Raw genomic sequence first — 18,941 nt, 5'->3', positions numbered from 1 at the left:
CGACTTTCGCGGCGGGATCTGGAGCGCCTTATCGCTCTCGCGCAATCAGTCTGAAACCGACTCACATGTAAGCGTTGTGGTATACCCGCTGCGCGATAATGAATGCTCCGCACGGGTGATCAGCCACAGTCCGTTCGCACTGCTCCGGAAGCCTTTCAGTTCTACCCGGGCCTCGGCAATCAGGGCCGGGTTGCCCGGCAACGTCAGCGACAGCTGCTTTTCGGCGCGGGCTCGTTTTTCCAGCTCTGCGACTGCGGCTTGCTTCGCCCCCGCTGCGTCAGCAAACGGATGCCGAATGCGGGCGACGGGCTCACCCTGGCCCGCCACAACCTCGCGCACCATACCTGCGTCGAGGTCATTCCACTGCGTGATAACCTGTCCAACCGGCTGCCGCTTGGTAATTGTTACACGATACTGGGTTATCTCGCCCCGGGATACCGCCACGACCGGCAGGGGCTTGCCCGTGGTCGTCTTGCTCTCCCCGCGCTTGGCGATAACCAGATGCCCCCCCGCAGGCTTGGCAAGGGCGTCATAGTCCTTGGACAAACGGGTCAGCAGCGCCATGTCAGACTCATTGGCCTGATCAACATGCGGCAGAAATGTGGCTGCAAGCGCTGGCGCTACTGCGGCTTTCAGTCCGTGTTCCTGCGCGATGACCTGCACCATGTCCCCCAGCGTTGTCCCGGCTGACCACGAGCGGTTTTTTTGTGTTGTCAACATCGGGCGCCTGGACCCGGCTTCACCTGTTGACGCCGCCTGGACAGAGGCCTTCGCCTTGACCGTGATACGATCAGGGGGACCGGATACCTCCAGCTCGTCAACAATGAACAAACCCATCTTTCGCAGGGCATTGTCATAGCCCAGGGCTACGCAGAGCTCCGTCCCTGCGGCGGGCAAAGCCAATGGCTTGCGGTCATTGGGGTCGGCGAGCATAAGCTCCAGCGTGTCACTTTGCAGTCCCGCCTCGTCGGTGAGGCGCAAGGACACAAGGTAGCCGCGGATTCCTGCGGTAATGTCAGCATCATTGGCCCGGATCTGGAAGCCGGGCTTTATCCCCATAACGCTTCCCCAGCCGCCACACGCGGCGGCATATCCGGCAGAGCAATATCCAGACCAGCGGGCAGAACCATACCATAGCGGACCAGACCGGGGTTCGCTTCGAGAAGCTGCTCCACAACGCCTGGCGCAGTCCCGCCGTAATGCTTCCACGCAATGTAATCGACCGTATCCCCATCACGCGTTTGATACCGAAGGCCCATCATCGTATTTCCTCAACTGAAGACTGAATGCTTGGCGCATAGGGACGCCTTTCTGCGCAAACCGGGACTGGGTTTCGTCTATGCGCTCGATCACCCATTGCCCGTGGATGAAGCCAAGGCCGTCCACCAGCTGAAGCGGCTCGCCCTTCGCTGCCTCGCGGCGCATGGCCTCAAGCTGTCCTCGCCCGGCCTTGAAGCCGGGAAATATCACACCGTCCAGTGACAGTGTTTCACTGCCCGGCCCGGTGTATTGAAGGGCCTCGGGTTTCCCGAACCGCTCCTGGGCGGACCATGAGTAGGCATTCGAGCGCTTGAGCTCCTGGTACGCCGCCGTATTGATGCTGAATTGATAAGCACCAAGCTGCATCATGATATCTGCCATATGACCTCAATACCCATAAGCCATGGCCCCGTCATGCAGCGCGCCGCGTTCATTCTCGCGTCGAATCCGCTCTATTTCTTCTGCCAGCTGCCGGGGGTCCTGGCCGGGCTGCTGCTGGATATTGAAGACGGGGGCGTTGGTGACGTTGTTTGTGACGTCCGCCTTGCCGGGTGCAGCCCCCCGAATAGCCGCAGGCGGGGCCGCCGAAGATGAAGAGGGTGTCGGCTCGGCGCCGGGTTTTCCCCCGGCGTCCTGGCCAAGGCCAAAAAAGGATGCAACCTTACCAATCCCCGCGCCGACCCATTGCAGTTTCTCTAGAATCCATTCAAAGGCAGCGCTTGCAGCGTCTGTAATTCCAGCCCACAGGCCCGTGAAAAATTCACCGATTGCGGAGAACTTATCGGTGATCCAGTCGCATAATGAGCCGAAGAATGCCTTGACGGTTGACCAGTTTGCAATAACAAGCCCCGCAGCGAGCGCGATGCCTGCGATGATTGCGCCAATCGGGGTGGCCACCAAGGCCAGGCCGATCGCCTTGATTCCTGCCGCAACAGCAGGGAGCCCGCCAGCAAGCCCGATCATGGCAGAGCCGAGACCCCATACGGCTGAACCAAAAGACAAGACAGACACAACAGCCTTGGAGGCAAAGACAGCCGACATGATGATACCCAAGTTGTCAAAGCCACCGACAAGGGATGCGAGATTGTTCGTTACAGATGCAAAGCCTGTGGCTATTGCGGCAATGCCCCGGACGGCATCCCCGATAAAGGGGACTATCTCGCGGAACCCGTCGGCAAAGCGCTTTGCGAAGGCGACGACCTCATCGCGGTTTTCCCGCATATAGCTTGTAAAATCCTTCATCATGTCTGTAACGACCGGCATCAGGGCCCCGCCAATGGTATTCTTCAACCCGGCAAGCCCCAATTGTGCATCCAGAAGCGCATCCTTGAACGCCTCCGCATCCCGGGCTGTTTTTTCGCTCAGAACATAGCCTGTCGCCCGCGCATCTTCCCGGAGCTGGGTCAGCCCGGCAGAGCCATCTTTCAGCATGTTGATCATGCCCGCGCCGGAGCGGCCAAATATGGCCGTTGCCAACGCAACGCGCTCTGCGCCATTTTCCACGGACTGCAACCGATCGGCTACCAGTGCCAGCGCTTCATCCGGCTGCATGGATGCCATCGCCTGCGCAGAAAGACCCAGCTGCTCGAACGCTTTCTTTGCCGTGCCGCCCCCCTGGACGGCCTCGCCGATGCCCTTGGACAATTTTTCCATGGACCCGTCAAGACCTTCGGCAGACATTCCACTGCGCTCGGCGGCGTAGCGCAACTCCTGCAAGGCCTCGATGCCAATCCCCATCTTTCCGGCGGTTTTTGCGACATGGTCACCCAAGCCAGCGGTCGAGTTTGCGAGGCTGAAAATTGCGGCCCCGGCAGCGCCGACAGCGACAGTGGTGGTGCGTGCCAAGCCCCCCACCGCACCTTGCATTTGCCCGAATTTCTCACCACCCCTGTTGCTGGCGGCAGCAGCCCGCTCCCACTTTTTCTGACTGACGCGCAGCTTGTCCAGTGTGCTCCCGAGCTCCTGGTACTCCCGGTCCAGGGCATCAACAGATTTCCCTTCGCGCTCCAGAACCTTGCGCTGTTTCTTGAGCTCCTGCTGGCGCTTTGTAATGGTCTTGATCTCGGACCCGACGCTGTCCAACCCCCCCTTGATCAGGCCGACATTCCGCGCAAACGATGCATCCAGGGCTGCGCCGATTGTTATTTTTGTGCTGAGTTTTTGTTCAGTCGCCACGCGGCAGCCCCTCGATCCACCATTTGAACTGGCTTAGCGGCATAGATGCAATTTCAGACAAACCCCAGGACGTGAACGAAGCCAGGGCGATTACGTTGTGGCGCAGATCGACCGGGCTTATTCGAGAAAATTTGAGTAAGCATCCTGCAGCTTCCTGTAGTCACGCAGCCGAAGTTTCTGGATATTATCAGGGGCTATCCCGCACAAATTTGCAAAGAGTGTAACCTCCTGTTGGGCTGTGCTTCCCTTGACCGACTGGCAAGCAATCTGATCATGGACCGTCGGCTCGCGCATCCGCAAACTGCTGACTTGTGTCCCGTCCAGGTCAATGGGGCGGGACAAGGTGACGTCTACATATTCGGTCGTATAATCCATGTACTCTGGCTCTCCTTTGTGTGCCAACAAACACGTGGTCGCTCTATACACCAATCGCACTTCTGATCTGCGCCAGGCGGTCTTCGCCGTTGACCTTGCGGATCATGTTGATGACATCAATCTCGTGAACGGTGTGCCCGCCGTGTTCCTCCTTGAAATATTCAAGGCACAGCGTAACACCCAAGGTCGGTTTCTGCCCGGCAGACCAGGCCCCTCGTTCAATTTTGGTGATCTTGCCGCGCATGGTGTGCACAACCGGTGTGACCGTGCCGTCCCAGGATTCCAGGGCACCACGGGCGGTCAGAGGCACATTTTTTCCCTCGGCAACACCGAACAGGGACAGCACGTCGCGGTCATAACTGATCAAATTAAAACTGGTTTCAAGTGCCTCCATGCCCATATCAATTTTGACGGGCGCATCCATACCCCCGGCGCGAAAATCTTCAGTCACCAGCGCCAGGGAGGGGGGAGAATATTCGCTGATCTGTCCGGCATAGCCACGCCCGTCAACGAACAGGTTGATATTTTTCAGAACGTCGCGCGCGGCCATCAGTGAAAGGCCTCCTTGATGTAATCATTGACCAGGTGGGAACGGAACGTGATGTGCTCCGCCGGATAGGGAGGGGTGAAATCGAAGTTGAAGTAGATCTTGCCCTGGGTGATGTTGGCCGGGGTATTCAGGTCCGGATCAGCCCAGCACCGTCCGCCCAGAACGGCACCCAGATTGGTCAGGGTGCGCAGGTAGGCATTGACGCCTTCGGTGACATCCTGGACATAGGTCTTGGTGATATTCCGGTCCACAGCCCACATGTGGGCCCGTTGCAGGCTTTCGTTGATCAGGTCGGCAGTGCGGCGCACCGACAGGAACGCCCACTTGGGATCCGCCGACAGGGAGCGGTTCCCCCACAGGCGGTACCCATCCTGACAGATGATCGTGGCAATGCCCTTTTCATTCAGAAGGTTGGCACGACTGGCAGTATCACCCAGCTTGAAATCAACCGGGCGAGCCGTACCAACAATGCCGTTAACCGGCTGGTTGGACGGCGACCACCAGAAACCACGGTCGTTGTCACCACGGGCGATGATACCGGCCACGCGTGCCGATGCCGGACGCATGGCAACCGCACCGGACCGGTCCAGAACCTTGACCCACGGGTCGATCATATAGACCCGGGTCCCGGCATTCTGTCGCGCATAGGTTTGGGCAGCCTCGTCAGTGGTATTGGGGCCATCGGCCACCACAATAGCCCGCAGACGGTCGGCAATACCTTTCAGCTCGGCCACCACCGGGTTGGCCTGTCCTTCTTCAGCCTGGTGGGTGAAACCGGGAGCACACAGGATGCGTGGTGCAAAACCCACCACCGATTCCGCTCCCAGCAGCGCATGCACGCCCCGGAACTGACCGCTGTCCGCATCAACACCGCCCACCACATTGGCCAACGTTTCGGCGTCGGATTTACCCTTGTCAACCCGGACCACCACCACCACAGCGCCGATCTGGTCAAAGATACCGTCCAGGGCATCGGGCAAAGACCCGTCGCTGCCGAGCTTTGCGGCCTCGGTGCGGCTGCCGGTAACCAGAACCGGGGTATTCAGCGGAAAACGATCCGCATCCGCCCCCGGCGCTGTTCCCACAACCCCGATCACCGAAGACCGGACGGTCCGCACCGGGCGTGGTCCGGCATCAATTTCCAGAACCTCGACACCATGAAGAAATGTTTCAGGCACGTTTGAACCTCCACCTAGAAGCGTTCATCATCATCTATGCTTTACTTGGCTTGTCCTGTGGCGCTTTTTCCTGCATCAGGTCTTCTTTTGTGAAGCCGAAGCGGGTGATGGTTTCCAGGCTTTCGACCTCGACCCAGACCGGGTCCAGTTTCGGCCCGTTGTATTCGGGTTTGCCGTAGTCTTCCGGGTAGGTCTGCGTGTCGGTCATGGTGGTCATGGTGCCGCGCAGCAGGCGCATGAATTCAGCGTGGGTCGGGGTGCCCTTGATCGCGTCCAGATCGGCACGGGTGTTGATGATTTTCATCCGTTAAAAACTCCGTTGGGAAGGTCATGGAAGAATCCGGTGGGCACAGACGCCGCGTGCACTGATGTAATGGTAGGCGCGGTATACCGGGTGACCCCAGTTCGAACAGCGTCCACCGGAATAAGACGGATAGCGAACTTCACCGCCCAGGATCACGGCGTTCGACATCTGGTAGGTACTGCCACGGCCACCCGTCGCATTCCAACCTGTGGAACCATAGGGACCGGCAAAATCACGCCCCCACACCCACATACACCCGGTCGCCTGGATCACGCCCCACCTTGAAGTATACGCGGCATTCAGCACCGTGGATTGCGGTTCAGAACCCGGCGCAGAAGCCTCGGTGGTGCCCCAGGCCAGTGCCGCGAATTCAGCGTATGACGGCAGCTGCTTGCCATGCGCCTGCATCACCTCGGCGGCTTCCCACCAGTTGAGCGAGCTATAGGTCCGGGAGCCATTGCCCCCGAACTGGCCCGGGATTTTCGGTGGGCTTGAGCCGTCGGCAATGATGACACCGTACTTGCTGGTGCCGTCCGTATGGTGGTTGACGCCCAACAGATAGATATCCACCCAGAAGCTGTCCGCGACCAGGGTCATGCCGCGCGGGTCCTTGCACGCCGGGCGGAACTTCAGATCCCACATAGCATACGGATTGATCGCCGGGTTGGTGTCGCCACCCGCCTGTGCCGTCGCGTTGCCTCCGGGCGCATAATGAAAGCCGCCGATCTTGCGCGCGTTGGCTGACGTATAGCCGACCGGGGCCTTGAAGTTGGCATCGGCCCGAACGGATCCATCGGCGCAGACATACACTGCGTAATCGGTGCCGGGGGTCAGGGTCGGCATCGCCACCGCCGTATCGGTTGCAAACGGGATGGCCTTGCCGTGCACCTCCACAGCCGTTCCGGCCTTCAGGCTGATCGCGTTGGCAGCGGTTCTGGTGAACACCACGCTGTCCGGATCGGACTTGATGAAGGCGTTTTGCATCAAGACGTGGCCCGCCAGTGCCGCAGGCGTAACCGCCTTTTCCGTATCCGTCCCGGCACTGACCTCATCCGCCGTCGCCAGCCGGACGATGCCGGATGTTATGGGGGTGGCGGCGTCCATGGCGGCCTTCAGGCCCGCCGGGGTGACGGCCAGATGGGTGGACGACCCGGCGCGGGCCTCGGCTGTGGTGGCCAGTTCCACCAGTCCCTTGACTGTGGTTGACGCATCCGGCGGGCTGTGACCGGGACCGGCATGAGAAGCGATCGCAGCCGCGACCTCTGCGGAAACATGATCGCGCGTCGCAAGCACCACCGACGGGTCAATTTTCAGGGTCACGGCGCTCACGTTGCCGTGCTGCAAAATCATGCGGCAGCACAGGTCTTTACCAACGCCGTCATCCAGTTGCGGCTTGAAGCTCTCGGGATATTTAGCGATGGCGACCAAGGTGCCATCCGCGTCAAACACACCGGCCTCGCGCACGGTCCAGCCACCGACCCGCGCCGGGATCACCGCCTCGACGGTCAGCCAGGCGGGGTTTTTCGGGTCGGTGCGGATGGAATTGATTTCGGTGCGCCAGACCTCGCGCCGCAAGGCGGTTTGATCCGGCGTCGGGTCATAGGCTGCGCCGTCGCCGTCCCCGAAAGCAAAGTGGGTCAGAACAACCGGCTTGGACGTAGCAAGGCCTTCAGTCAGGCGGGTATGACCCGCGTCGGTTACCAAAGTGTAATAGTGTGGTGCGCTCATGCGGCCTCCAGCGGATAGGCAGTGACCGTTTCCGCGCCGTACAGGGCGGCGGCCATCAGGGGGGCGGTGGCGAGGGAAACCGGGTCAACCGGGGGGGCGGGACGCAGGCAGACGGTCTCACCCAGAAGCAAGGCCGCTGCCGTCTGTGGGGTTGCGCCGGACTGGTGCAGGACCACGCGCAGGGCGGTCAGGTGCGAGCGAACATTCTTGGACGCCCGGATCATGGACAGGGCTTCCTCGGAAAGGGCGGGGGAGACCGGGCCGGGCGTGGCAATTTCGGCGGTAAACGTATGGACGGGTGCGGGCGGGTCAGCCTCGAACCATTCGGTCAGCGTGACGTCAACATCAAGGGCCTCAAGTGCCTCGCGCACCGCGCGCCGCGTCCCCTTGTGGCGGTGGACCTGGAATGATGCCGCAATCACCGCCCGCTTCCGCGCCTCCGGCCAGTCCGGGTTCCATACATCCACCGACAACGCCCACGCGAGCCAGGGGAGAGCGGCGGCGGGGATTTCTTCAGGCCTCCACATGTCACTGACAGGAACAGTAACAGCAGATATTCTGTCCATGGCCCGGCTGATGGCTTTTTCTTCGGGAGAGGCATTTGGGGGTAGCAAGTCACCCGTCATGCGGCATCCCCCTCCAGAATGTCTACGTCCGTGCACCACGCAGCCTCGGCCCGGTCAATACTGATTGTCTCTGTCGGCTCCAGAAGCTCTACCTTTCGAACACCGGCCTGATGCAGCGCGGCATATAGTCCGGAGAGCGTGATATCGGCCCCCAGGCGGTGGTGGTCGCGGCAAAACTTTTCGGCCATAGTCCGGACGTGGTCCAGGACGGCCTCACGGTCCGGGCCATCATGGAAAAGCAACCGGGCGCGTATGGTGTATGGGCGGATCTTTGCAGCTTGAACAACAACGCGGTCAGTCAGGGGCCGGATACTTTCATCAGACAGGCGCTCTTGCACCGCAGCCAGCAGTTCTGAGCCCGGCGAGCCATCGCCTCCATTTGACATGACCGTCACTGACACAACGCCGGGCGCGGGGCTGAAAGCATCAACATCCTTGACCCCCGGCGCTGCGGATAAAGCATGAAAGATATAGGCCCCTGTTGGACCGGCAGAGCTGAAACCCTCAAGAGAGAGCTGAATCCGGCGGCGGTAGTCGTCGTCGTTCTCCAGCACTGCGTCTACGGGGGGAAATGCCTGCGGGTTGGCCGCTTGCAGGACCTTGCGGGCGACACCCGGCAAAGCTCCCAGATGATCGAGATTTGTGCCGGTCGCGTAAGCCAGCATGACAGACCGAGCCGCCTCGTTGACTCTCTGCCGTACAATCATTTCCCGGTACGCCGCGACCTCAAGGATCTTTAACGCCGGGTCACTCTCAACCAGCGCTGTAAAAATGGCTTCGCCGTTCTGGTTTTTGTATGCCCGCAGGGCTGCAAGCATGTCGGCGAGAACAGACTCATAATCAAGCTGCTCAACAACATCAGGGGGGCGCAGCTGCGACAGGTCAATGGCGCTGTACCGGGCTTCCTTCCTCACTGGACGCGCACCCCGGGCAAAGAAACCTGACGGCCCTCAGGCAGGTATATTCCGGTCAGGTCCATGAGGATGCCGCCGACATGGGCTTCGAGAATGCGCACGTGCTGGAGCTTGAAACGCGGTTCCCAGCGGGCAAGAGCCTCGGCTGTGGCCGCATAAAGCTCCAGTATGGTGCTGCGGTTGACGGGCGCATCGATCAGGGAGGGCAGGCGACTGCCGTAATCACGCCGCATAACCCGGCTCCCAACAGGGGTCGTCAAGATATCCCTGATGCTTTGCGAGAGATGATCAAGCCCGGAGAGGGGCTTGCCCGTTTTTGCGTTGGTGCCGTTCATGTGTCCATCTTGTGAACACAGCGCTCCTGCGTCCTGTGGCGGTTTTTCCCCTAGCCGGTCGGCGCGGTTGTGGTACCCCCGGAATCACCGGTGTGAACGTGGTTCCGCAGGCTTGTGCCCCCGGCGGTCACATCGCCGTCAACAACATGAATGCTGCCGCTGATCATCGCCGCCGCATCAGCTCCGCCTGTAGCGCCGGACATCCCGGCAAGATAGGTCAAGCGGCCCTCTACCGTCAGATCACCTGTTACAGTGACGGTGGGTGCGTCTATCGTGATGTGGGTGCCGGACCTGACAGTCACCACCCCGTCAAAGTCAGCGGTGAGGGTACGGGCGGCGCGAACAACGACCTCGCCGGGGGTATGGATGGTCAGTCGGCTGGCGGCCTTGTCATATTCAAAAAAAGTGCCATCGGCGTATTCCGTACGATGGATTGTCGCTTGATCTGCCGGGGGCGGATGCGCAGCCCTGTAGAGAGCGGGAAGGACAAAGCCTTGCGCAAGGTCGCCGCTTTGCGCGAGGACAAGGACTTGCTCCCCGGGCTCCGGCGCCCACCAGGTCCGGTCAGTGCCAGCCCGCTGCGTCAGCCATGGGAGCCAGCCTGTCAAAAGGTCGCCGCTGCGCACACGAACACGGGCCACCGAAGCGTCAAGCGCCTCCACCACCCCTGTCCGGATGATGTTCGCAAGCCGTCTCTCCAGCTCTCCAAGGCCCCAGCTCATACGCTGTCTTTTTCTGTCGTTGTGTAGGAAGGCTCGTAGGCGGGGCCAATCTCTGGCGACCAGCTGCCCAGTGCGACCCGTGGCACAGGTTCATCGTCATCCCAGACGCTTTGCGCCAGATGGATGATTTGCTGCCAGTCCACGCGCCAGACCAGGTATTGATCAAATTCGGGGTTGAAGTGGTCGGGGCAAATCGCGGTGACCGTCGCGGGCTCAACCGGCAGCCCCCAGCGGTTGCGGTGCGCGAGCCGGGCAAAAGCCGCCGCCAGGGTACATATGCTGAGGTGCGCCCGCTCAGTCCGGAATCCGATGAGAAGATATGCGCTGAAACGCGCTGTCACGGCCAGCTGGCCGGTCCCCGGATCGCTTTCCGCGCACGGCTCCATCTCGGTCAGTTCCAGAAGGCATGCGGGAACAGGCAAGCGCGCCCTGTCATCATAATAAAAGTCTGTGCACTTCATCGCCGGGAACGCGGCGCGGACAGCAGACCGTATCGCGCCCTGGACCTCCTCGACTGTAACCTGCGTCCTGGCGTTCATCCGCGTCCTTTCGGCCCGTAAACAGTGCGCATGCGGATTTCATCCGAGAAATACCGATAAAATACGCTGCTGATTTCAGGGACTGCCTTTGTCTCGGTGAACGCGGCAATGGCCTCGTGCACAGGCAGAGCCTGCTCTTCGACGGGAAGACGACGCTTCCTGGATCGATGATAAACAGATGTATGGCCGCTTGGCATCCGGGCCATGAAAGAGCCTGCAAAATCCTGCGAGCGGAACGAAACCCCTCTGGCTGAAGTCCGGGGCTTGCCGCGGAATCGACAGATTTCAATGGCGTTGGCCCCGATCCACAACCCGGCTGAAGCTCCGTCACCTTTGAGACTCTTCAAACGCGTCCGCAGCGCCTTTGCATTGCTCAGCTGGAGCTCACCCAACAGCCCGCTTTTGACAAGGCGGGTAATGTATAATGCAGTCTTGTGCAAAGCGCGGCTGCGGGCGAGCTGGACGGCGGACTCAGATGCATAGAACTCATCTGCAATCCGCGCTAACTCTGCTGTGTTGATTTCAAAACCCAGCATCTTTGTTTACACTCGCGAGAGGAACAACAGCCCAGCCGGTCCCGTCGGGCTGAGCGCCCCCAAGAACGTCAAAAACCTCACCCGTCCGCAGTAACAAGACCGTATCGCCGCGCCGCAGGTCTCCAAGGTCCGACATTTTTCCGTTCAGGCGAGGCTCTGTCCGGTCACCGCAGTACTCCCCCAACTCAACATCAAGGTAGGGGTCATCGTATAGAACGGTAACAGTGCGCTCGGTGCCGTTTTGCAGCTGGAGGACAGCTGCTTCTGCGAACTCTTTCGGGTTGAGAAACAGCCCCAGTTCCTCCCACGTGTGGAAACCTGTCACTTGGTCCTCTTCTCTGTGGCTGGTTTCGGGGATACAAGAGCCGCCCTGCCACGTGCAATCAGATTTCGCGCTACATCCACGGGTACAGAAACGGTATCCCCGTCCTTGCGGATAACTCCCTCGTATCCGAATGGAAACACCACACGAAGCGTAACAAGGCCCGTTACACCATCGGACTCTTCAGCCATCTTTTCCCTCCATCAAAGTACGGCACTAGCGCCCGAGGCAGAATGATTCTGCCCGGCGGGCAAGAAAGTCGCAGTCCTGGAAAGCAATAATCTGGATGCCCCCGCTTTTGGCATAGGCCGCAGCATCCACCGTGATTTCAAGGCCGCCCCAAAGCCCGATCAGCAGATCTGCAAAATTGCCGAAGAAAACATCATTGGAATCAATCTGGTTTGTTGCTTCAACACGGTATCCATTGACAGTATCCCCCGCCTCCCAGACAGGTGCGCCATTCGTTCCCTCGAATTTCTGGGCTGTCTTCAGCCAGCCCTTTGTGCGGCTGGACAAAACGTAGGCCATTCCCGGACAATCAGCATTGTCGCCCGCTATCTCGGATTCCATCTGGATCAGCTCGGCATATGCAGGGTTGCCTTTGGCAGCGAATTTTACTGCATTTATCCCAGAAAGACGGGACAGCCCGAGAGGCTCCTTGCTTCCCGCGCCGTAGAAGGCTGCCTTGTCGATGGTAGCTCCAACGGCAGCAGCTATATCTGCGCGAATCATTGCCTCGATATCAATGCTGGACTGCATGATCTGACGGCGGGTAATGGGCACTGCCGCCGCCACTGTTCGGGGAGACATCTTTTTGGAATGGAAGACCGGAAGCGTGTCAGGAGCGTCCGCACCTTCTCCGATCCAATAGCCCATTGCCCCGGAGGTTTGTGCGGGTATCTCCACATCGCCGACCAAGCCTGTCAGCGGCGTACCAAGGCGCATGGAAACTGTGCGGTTGCGCAGGATCTGTATGAAGGACGAGGCCAAATAATCTGTAGCGACCAGATAGCCGCCCGTATTTCCTGACTCGCTCCCGTCTTTCGATGTGTTGAGGGCGCGGTCAAGAACGTCCTGGGGGACCATAATTCCGTTGGTCATTTTTCCCAAGGCCCGCGCGGTGGCACGGCTTACTTCGAACTCAAAAGCAGCCTCTTCCCTTAGCTCGTGGTTCCCCGGCGCCGCCAGGGCACGAACAGCACGGACAATACTAAACGAACGGCATTCCTTCTCGGTCAGTCCGACGGTCGGGATGGAGCGCACATCAAGGGCGGGGGTGGTGCCAGACGCAATATGCTTCAAAAGGTCGGCCCTGAACTCATCGACGCTGCGGTTGCCCGTCACCGCTTGACTGGCCAGGGCTTCGGCCTTGTACTGCCGCCCGATGTCAATAATGGCTGCTGCGCGCGCCCGTTCAGCCTGAACAGGGTCCTCGGCAGTCGTTACCTTGGCTTCGACCGTGTCTGTTGTCTTTTCCATTCCCGCTCCGATCCTCACGTGGGTGTTGTTGTCGTCAGTCTCCGCGACGTGCGGCCTGAAGTCCTGTGGCGGTTTTTCCATGCTGCGCCCGACCCCGACGGACGGGTCGGCGGGGATGGAAACCAATGAGATTTCAAAAGGCTGCCATCGCCGCACAGTAACAAGGTCCGGCTGCCCGGCACGTTTCTGGACCTCGACGTCATCGACCGTATAGCCGACCGACACATGCTGGCGGATGCCATCGCGAATATCGTCGAGGATTTCTTGAGCCCGTGCAGATTTACCAAGGCGGACCCGGGCGCGGCCCTTGCGGTCTGCGCCTGTTTCAACCATTTCCACAACCCCGACATGGTCCTCCGGGTTGTGCCCGACCAGAAATGGGGCCCCGTCGTCAAGCCTGCTGGTATCCATGGCGCCGGGGGCATGGTCGAGAATTTCCTCACCAAACCACCGCAAAACAGGCGTTTCGGACGAGAACGCCAGCTCGACGCAGCGGTTTTCTTCATCAAACGCGCTCACCCGACCCGACCGGGTCAGGCCCGGGCGCTCGCCATCACGCGTATTGATCATTTCGGCGGTCAGGGTTTGTAGACTACTCATTCAGGTTCTCCGGTTTTTCCCGCGCCCGCTTGCGTGGGCGCCCCGAGTGCCAAGCCAATTGCACTGCCTATGTATTCTTTCGGAATCCCTGCCGCCTCCATCGCACAGATGTCGCGGGCGATTTCCCGCCACACGGAATCCGGATCCCGGCCCTGTTCACGAATGATCTGCGAGGGGGAGGACAGCATGTTGTTTTTCGCGGCAATCGCGGCCTTTATATCGGCGGCGGGGTCGATCCACTGCCAGCGGCGGGGCTGCCAGGCAACGCGGCTGTATTTTTCCAGCCGGTCCGGGCGAAGGGTCCCGCCGTTTTCCATCGCGACACCATGGAGGAGGGCTTTGGGGAGCCAGGCTTTGAAGACGGGTTCATGCAAAGTTTCGATCAACCATTCCTGGAGCCACTTCCAGTGCTCGCGCTCGTCCAGTGTGCCTTGCCGTATACTTGAATAATTCACGCCTTCAAGGTCGTTGGCTAAATTGTTGTACGCAACACCCATGCCACTGGCCGCGCCTCTCAGCATGGCTTTTTGAAAGGCGTGGAACTCACCGGAGGGATAGGACGGGTTCCATTCCTGAAAGCTCACACCTGCGGGGAGCTCCTGGAAGACCCCGGCCTTGGCCTCCATGTAGAGCTCTTCGTTTTCGTCAAGAGTGTCACCTGTCTCGAATTCGTGCTTGAAGAAGCCGCACTTTGCAGCAGCTGTTCTTGCGTTGACCAGGGCGGCATGCTCGAACTCTTTCAGCATGTGCAGACGCCACAAGCTGGTTGCCATCCATGGCAAGCCCCGTTTTTGGCCGACAATGTCAGGCAGGAAGCCGTGTATAATCTCGCTGGCCGGGATACGGCGATAATTCCTGCCCTCAAGGCTATAGTCAGGGCGCCCGTCATCTGTTGTCATGAAGTAATAGGCCAGGGGGCGACCCGACATATTGAATTCAATACCCTGGCGGATGAATGATCCTCCGGTCCGGGGGTCCTGGTCGAGGTGCACAGGACAGCGGGTGGGGTCAATCACCTGGAGCGCAAACCCCCACGGGCCTGCATCCGGGCCATGGACCATTTTTATAAAGAACTCGCCGTCCCGGGCGGCGCTGGTGATGCAAAGAGACTGTAGGGCCCGCCAGCTCAATTGGCCGCCGATATCACAACTTTTGGCGGCCCCCCACCGGTCCCAGGCATCTTCCAGGGCGTCATTGGCCGAATTATCCAGGTTGCCGTCGAAATCGCGGGCCTGCGCCTGGAGAAGAACCCCCTTGGGCCCGACAATGTTCTGCACACATAACCGAACAAATTTTTTCGCGTAGTCATTGTTGTCGGCTTCATGTCTGGATCGCGCAACCAATGAGGTATAGTTCCTGCGCACGACCTCATCAGCGCTGACAGGCGTTGTGCTCCAGGACTGGGTCAACCGGTCCGTCGAGGCGGAATCGAAAAAGTTACGGGAGAAACGGGCGCCGGGGCGGCGGCGGACTGCGGAAGCCGTACGCCTGAATAGCCGGTCCAGGATATTCATCAGAACCTCACCAGAACCTGCCGCCCCAAAAGGCTCTGACCGCGTTCGGCAAGCCGGGCTCTTTTCAGCTCCGCCCGGTACGTATCCCGGAGGCGGAGGAGATCGGGGATCGGTGTGCGTTCCAGCTCACGGTTGTTGATCTTGTACTTGCTTTGGTCGATCGTGGCCCGCCCCTCGATAACGGCTTCGACAGCCTCAAGGACCTTCATAACATGGCCGCGACCGTCAAAAAGGCCGGTAATATTATCGGGGTCATCACGCACCAATATCGCGCCCGATTTCAGGTCGTATACGGTGAACCCGTCGGATACACGGGCCGTATACCAGTATGTGCCGGGAGGCCACAGCGTGGTCCGACTCCCGGGCACGCTTATTCGGTGCTGAAGGCCGTCAGGCTCTGCCTCCAGGTCAAGGGGTGCGGGACCCCTGAGAAGCAGGCGGAGAGTCCAGTCCGGGGGGGGACAGGCGGGGAGCGTTGCACGAATATCCAGCGATGTACCCGCTGTAATCTCTTTCTGGATGGCGAACATAGGCACCTGTAAACCTGTTTATTCCCGCCGCCGCGTAGGAAATCGCGACCGTCGCGCAGTATGGTGGGGCCCGGACCCGGCGCTGTCCTGTGGCGCTTTTTCCCCACGGCCCAGTGCGGTGCGGGATGCAAGTTTATGGAATTTCGGGTTCAGGATTTTCAGGGCGGCCAAGGCGTAGACGCGACAATCAAGGGCCTCGTTACGGCCCCGCGTCTTGTGCCATTCGGGGCGGGGAAAGCCTTTTACGTAGCGTGTAATGAGTTTTTCGGCGGTCAGCTGGTGGAAGTACTCTGCGCTCCGGTCGGCGGGAAAATGACTGTAGCCCGGACCCGGCGTGTTGACCTCCAGGCGCCGCATGATCATGATCTTTGCTTCGTCTACACCAACACCGAAAAGATTGATCGGACGCTCGCCGCGAATGGACCGCGTGCGCTTTGGCGGCGAGACCAGGGGCCGCCCGAAACCACCGATGCCTTTGATGGCGAACACGCGGCGCCCGCTTTGACGCCTCACGTAGTCATAGGCGGCAGAGGTATGACCGCGCCCTCCGCCGGTATCCAGGCAAGCAGCACTGATTGCAAGCTGTGCGCCGGACTGGTGCAGGTAGGTTTCATTCAGGGCCTGGTCCAGCTCCGCCCATACAGCCGCCCCAAGCGGATCACCCCATAAAACAAGGTAATCGACGGACCAGCTTTCCTCATCCGCACCCCAGGCAACCACCTCCATTTCAAGACGGTCCTGCTGCATGTCAATGCCCGCCGTAAGAATCAGGCCCGCCTCGGGCACAGGGGCGGAGAAAACCTCGACTCTCTGCATCAAGTCCATTGCAGATGCCTGCTGCCCGTCTTCCTCCCAGGTCTCCGCAAGCGACACATTGACAAAGGTTTGCAGGTCGCCCGCTGCTTTTTTGTCGAGGAAGGACCGGACAATGTCGCGCAGGTACCTGAACGTCGAGTATAACTCGTTCAGATGATAGCTGGCATGGCCCCTGAAAGGGCGTTCGGCCTTCCATTCACCAAGCCGGATGGCTGCAATGCGGCGCCCGTCATCCCAAAGAGAGCCACACTCCGAACACACGTAACACGCTGTCTCCGGTAGGTGTTCGCCATCACTGCTTTTATTCCACTGGACGCCGCGCCAGGACAGGTGCTGTCTGTGACCGCAGTCCGGGCAGGGAACAAGGAAGCGACGGCAGTCCCCGGCGATAAAGGCGCTTTCGATCCACGACGCCGCCTTCAATGTAGGGGTCGAGATTTCAAGCAGCTTGCGCTGGTCTCCGAAAGTCGCCGCCCGTTGCCACAGCAGCCCGACCGGGTGGCCTTCGGATGTGCGGTCATATCCGTCGGTTTCATCGCAGACAATGAACGGCGCGGAACGCCCCCGCATGGTTTTTGGACTGCCGCTCCAGGCAAACATCAGAAAGCCGCCGGGATAAGACTTCATTCGCTGGTTGTTGACGCCCTCCCTGCCACGTGGCTTGGCCAAAAGGGCCTGCAAACCTTTATTAGCCTCGATCATGGGGTTGAACTTTGTCTCCAGCCATGTCGCCAGGTCGCCTTGTGACGGTAACATCATGATCTGGCTGCATGGATTTTGCGCAATCATGTAGGCTTGGGCGCAGAGAGCGAGGGTTGTTTTGCCAACCTGGGCTCCCCACTTCATGGAGACCCGCTGACACTCCGGATCCATGAGCATGTCCAAGGGCTCGCGCTGGTATGGGGCGTTGTCGAAGCGCAGCGGACCAGGGACCGCATTACCGATTGGTATACGGATATTGGCCTCGGCCCATTCACTGGGCTTCAGCTTCGGCGGAGGGCGCAGGTAGCCTTGTGCCCGTCGCATGGCCGCCAGAATGCCGCGCGGATTTGGAAAGCCCTCGGTCACCGTCAGGACTCCTCCTCAAGCTCAAGATCAGCCTCTGAAATCAGGGTGGTGGATGCCAATGTTTCAAGAGCCGCGTCAATTTCATCAAGGAGAGCGGCTTTCAGGCGGGCGGCGTCTGTTTCACCGATGAGGCGGGTGACAACCCGGCCCGGTATGTTCCTCAGGTTCGCCCGCACTTCCGCGAATGCGGTAGCGATGGCTTTCTCGACCTGGGACAGGGGGGCCAGTTCACCGCTTTCACGAAGCAACGCCAGTTCGGCCTTGCGGGTAATGGCCAGAAGGTGACGGAGCTTCAGTTCTTGTTCATCGGCGGGCGCACTTGACACTGCTTCCTGCCGGATCCTGTCCTCGCGCCAGGCAGCAACATCGGCGGTGTTGAAAATCCATGCCTTGCCCTTGCCCCCACGGCACACGAAGGGGCAACCAACCTGGACCCACTGGTCAATTGTTGGCAGCGCGACGCCAAATACCTGGGCGATGGCCGTGCGGTTGACCTCCTGGCCCGCTCCTTTCCTGCCACTCATCGCGCTACAGCCGTCTTGCTATATAATAATAAACCCCTTGGGCAAGGGCCACGCACACATAAAAGCCCGGGCCTTTCCACCCGCAGGCCGGACCCCTCGCGGAAGTACCTGTTTTTTTCAGGACACACTCCTCCCGCGACGTGTGGCCAGCAGCTCCGCGCCCTTGCCGAACTCGCGCAGGCCGAAGTAGGCGCCGGGCAGCGAGAACAGCAGCGTCATCGCGTACGGGTCCGGGGCGGGCGCCTGCCACACATAGGCGATACCTGCGAGCAGGGACAGGGTGGACTGGCCGGGGCGGATCCAGCGGATCAGGCGATCAGAGGCCCGGTCCCCGGATCGAATGGTTTCCTGCGTTTCATGATGGGCGTGCTGGCTGTCTTCCAGGTTGGCCCGCGCCATAGCCTCGATATGTGCCCGGGTTGACTTGTCATCCTCAAGGCTGATCTCGCGCAGGCGAATGACCGCCGCTGGATTGTTCTGTAGCTCACGCAAGGCCGCCTCGGGGCTGTCTGTGCCTGTTGCGCTGCTGACCATGGCGATGCCGCTGGCCACCGCTGCGGGCAGGTTGCCCGTCAGGAGCGAGCCTACCAGCGACGCCCCATGACCGCCGTTCTTCTTGATCCATTGCCCGACATCAGACCATTGCATGACGCGCCCCGCTGTTATGGTGTCCATCGTGCACAGGGGCCCGTGCGCGTGTCGATGTGGATGAAAGACGGGTAAAGCCCCAGACCGAGCCGGAACGGGTACTGCTTGCACAGCCACACATAAACCGCGTGCAGTGGGCTGACGGTAATGATGTCGGCTGCACGCCCCAGAAGGTGCATGGATTGCGGGCGCCCGCCG

Annotated in this window: 24 protein-coding genes; all 24 read right to left on the bottom strand. The window is 60.2% G+C overall.

All coding sequences use genetic code 11. The features are described from left to right. Positions 1–45 precede the first annotated feature (45 nt). Complete coding sequence (locus HEQ61_RS10705; protein ID WP_168019495.1) at positions 46–1,059, bottom strand: phage late control D family protein; 1,014 nt, start codon at positions 1,057–1,059, stop codon at positions 46–48. Beyond that, positions 1,050–1,262, bottom strand: a complete 213-nt coding sequence (locus HEQ61_RS10700; protein WP_408938929.1) for a tail protein X — start codon at positions 1,260–1,262, stop codon at positions 1,050–1,052. Before HEQ61_RS10700 ends, HEQ61_RS10705 begins: the two co-directional genes overlap by 10 nt. Further along, entirely contained in the window at positions 1,234–1,641 is a 408-nt protein-coding gene (locus HEQ61_RS10695) for a phage tail protein (RefSeq protein WP_167804532.1), read from the bottom strand. The genes HEQ61_RS10700 and HEQ61_RS10695 overlap by 29 nt, the downstream gene beginning before the upstream one ends. Before the next feature lie 6 nt (positions 1,642–1,647). Beyond that, on the bottom strand, positions 1,648–3,435 hold the full coding sequence (locus HEQ61_RS10690; protein WP_168019496.1) for a hypothetical protein: 1,788 nt from the start codon (positions 3,433–3,435) through the stop codon (positions 1,648–1,650). 117 nt (positions 3,436–3,552) lie between these two features. Beyond that, complete coding sequence (locus HEQ61_RS10685; protein WP_066134947.1) at positions 3,553–3,810, bottom strand: phage tail assembly protein; 258 nt, start codon at positions 3,808–3,810, stop codon at positions 3,553–3,555. Between the two features lie 43 nt (positions 3,811–3,853). After that, complete coding sequence (locus HEQ61_RS10680) at positions 3,854–4,360, bottom strand: phage major tail tube protein (protein WP_209315516.1); 507 nt, start codon at positions 4,358–4,360, stop codon at positions 3,854–3,856. After that, positions 4,360–5,538, bottom strand: coding sequence for a phage tail sheath subtilisin-like domain-containing protein (locus tag HEQ61_RS10675; RefSeq protein ID WP_168019497.1), 1,179 nt, complete (start codon positions 5,536–5,538; stop codon positions 4,360–4,362). Before HEQ61_RS10675 ends, HEQ61_RS10680 begins: the two co-directional genes overlap by 1 nt. A gap of 34 nt (positions 5,539–5,572) precedes the next feature. Further along, the gene (locus HEQ61_RS10670; RefSeq protein WP_168019498.1) at positions 5,573–5,842 is read right to left on the bottom strand and encodes a hypothetical protein; all 270 of its coding nucleotides are present in this window, start codon (positions 5,840–5,842) and stop codon (positions 5,573–5,575) included. A 24-nt stretch (positions 5,843–5,866) separates the two neighbouring features. Then, on the bottom strand, positions 5,867–7,570 hold the full coding sequence (locus HEQ61_RS10665) for a phage tail protein (protein ID WP_168019499.1): 1,704 nt from the start codon (positions 7,568–7,570) through the stop codon (positions 5,867–5,869). Further along, positions 7,567–8,196 carry a phage tail protein I gene (locus tag HEQ61_RS10660; RefSeq protein ID WP_168019500.1) on the bottom strand — a complete coding sequence of 210 codons (630 nt, stop codon included), beginning with the start codon at positions 8,194–8,196 and terminating at the stop codon, positions 7,567–7,569. The genes HEQ61_RS10665 and HEQ61_RS10660 overlap by 4 nt, the downstream gene beginning before the upstream one ends. After that, positions 8,193–9,110, bottom strand: a complete 918-nt coding sequence (locus HEQ61_RS10655; RefSeq protein ID WP_168019501.1) for a baseplate J/gp47 family protein — start codon at positions 9,108–9,110, stop codon at positions 8,193–8,195. Before HEQ61_RS10655 ends, HEQ61_RS10660 begins: the two co-directional genes overlap by 4 nt. Continuing rightward, positions 9,107–9,445, bottom strand: a complete 339-nt coding sequence (locus tag HEQ61_RS10650) for a GPW/gp25 family protein (protein WP_168019502.1) — start codon at positions 9,443–9,445, stop codon at positions 9,107–9,109. Before HEQ61_RS10650 ends, HEQ61_RS10655 begins: the two co-directional genes overlap by 4 nt. A 50-nt stretch (positions 9,446–9,495) precedes the next feature. Then, the gene (locus HEQ61_RS10645; protein ID WP_168019503.1) at positions 9,496–10,167 is read right to left on the bottom strand and encodes a phage baseplate assembly protein V; all 672 of its coding nucleotides are present in this window, start codon (positions 10,165–10,167) and stop codon (positions 9,496–9,498) included. Then, the gene (locus HEQ61_RS10640) at positions 10,164–10,706 is read right to left on the bottom strand and encodes a hypothetical protein (RefSeq protein ID WP_168019504.1); all 543 of its coding nucleotides are present in this window, start codon (positions 10,704–10,706) and stop codon (positions 10,164–10,166) included. Before HEQ61_RS10640 ends, HEQ61_RS10645 begins: the two co-directional genes overlap by 4 nt. Next, entirely contained in the window at positions 10,703–11,242 is a 540-nt protein-coding gene (locus HEQ61_RS10635; RefSeq protein WP_168019505.1) for a hypothetical protein, read from the bottom strand. The genes HEQ61_RS10640 and HEQ61_RS10635 overlap by 4 nt, the downstream gene beginning before the upstream one ends. Then, positions 11,229–11,567: a hypothetical protein gene (locus HEQ61_RS10630; RefSeq protein WP_168019506.1), complete on the bottom strand. Its 339-nt coding sequence runs from the start codon at positions 11,565–11,567 to the stop codon at positions 11,229–11,231. The genes HEQ61_RS10635 and HEQ61_RS10630 overlap by 14 nt, the downstream gene beginning before the upstream one ends. Continuing rightward, positions 11,564–11,755 carry a hypothetical protein gene (locus tag HEQ61_RS10625; RefSeq protein WP_168019507.1) on the bottom strand — a complete coding sequence of 64 codons (192 nt, stop codon included), beginning with the start codon at positions 11,753–11,755 and terminating at the stop codon, positions 11,564–11,566. Before HEQ61_RS10625 ends, HEQ61_RS10630 begins: the two co-directional genes overlap by 4 nt. 25 nt (positions 11,756–11,780) lie before the next feature. After that, positions 11,781–13,643: a phage major capsid protein gene (locus HEQ61_RS10620; RefSeq protein WP_168019508.1), complete on the bottom strand. Its 1,863-nt coding sequence runs from the start codon at positions 13,641–13,643 to the stop codon at positions 11,781–11,783. After that, the gene (locus HEQ61_RS10615; RefSeq protein WP_168019509.1) at positions 13,640–15,157 is read right to left on the bottom strand and encodes a phage portal protein; all 1,518 of its coding nucleotides are present in this window, start codon (positions 15,155–15,157) and stop codon (positions 13,640–13,642) included. Before HEQ61_RS10615 ends, HEQ61_RS10620 begins: the two co-directional genes overlap by 4 nt. Beyond that, positions 15,157–15,687, bottom strand: a complete 531-nt coding sequence (locus tag HEQ61_RS10610) for a hypothetical protein (protein ID WP_066134979.1) — start codon at positions 15,685–15,687, stop codon at positions 15,157–15,159. The genes HEQ61_RS10615 and HEQ61_RS10610 overlap by 1 nt, the downstream gene beginning before the upstream one ends. A gap of 18 nt (positions 15,688–15,705) precedes the next feature. Continuing rightward, positions 15,706–17,571, bottom strand: a complete 1,866-nt coding sequence (locus tag HEQ61_RS10605; RefSeq protein ID WP_322099249.1) for a phage terminase large subunit family protein — start codon at positions 17,569–17,571, stop codon at positions 15,706–15,708. A gap of 2 nt (positions 17,572–17,573) precedes the next feature. After that, positions 17,574–18,095, bottom strand: a complete 522-nt coding sequence (locus HEQ61_RS10600) for a terminase small subunit (protein WP_168084790.1) — start codon at positions 18,093–18,095, stop codon at positions 17,574–17,576. Between the two features lie 117 nt (positions 18,096–18,212). Beyond that, entirely contained in the window at positions 18,213–18,770 is a 558-nt protein-coding gene (locus HEQ61_RS10595) for a hypothetical protein (protein WP_168019513.1), read from the bottom strand. Next, a partial coding sequence (locus HEQ61_RS10590) for a D-Ala-D-Ala carboxypeptidase family metallohydrolase (protein ID WP_209315614.1) occupies positions 18,758–18,941 on the bottom strand: 184 nt, incomplete at its 5' end. The genes HEQ61_RS10595 and HEQ61_RS10590, both read right to left, overlap by 13 nt.

The sequence above is a fragment of the Haematospirillum sp. H4485 genome, assembly GCF_012102745.1.
In the GTDB taxonomy this organism is placed as follows: domain Bacteria; phylum Pseudomonadota; class Alphaproteobacteria; order Rhodospirillales; family Rhodospirillaceae; genus Haematospirillum.
The sequence above is the reverse complement of the archived record's forward strand: the minus strand, read 5'-3'. Positions and strand labels throughout refer to the sequence as shown.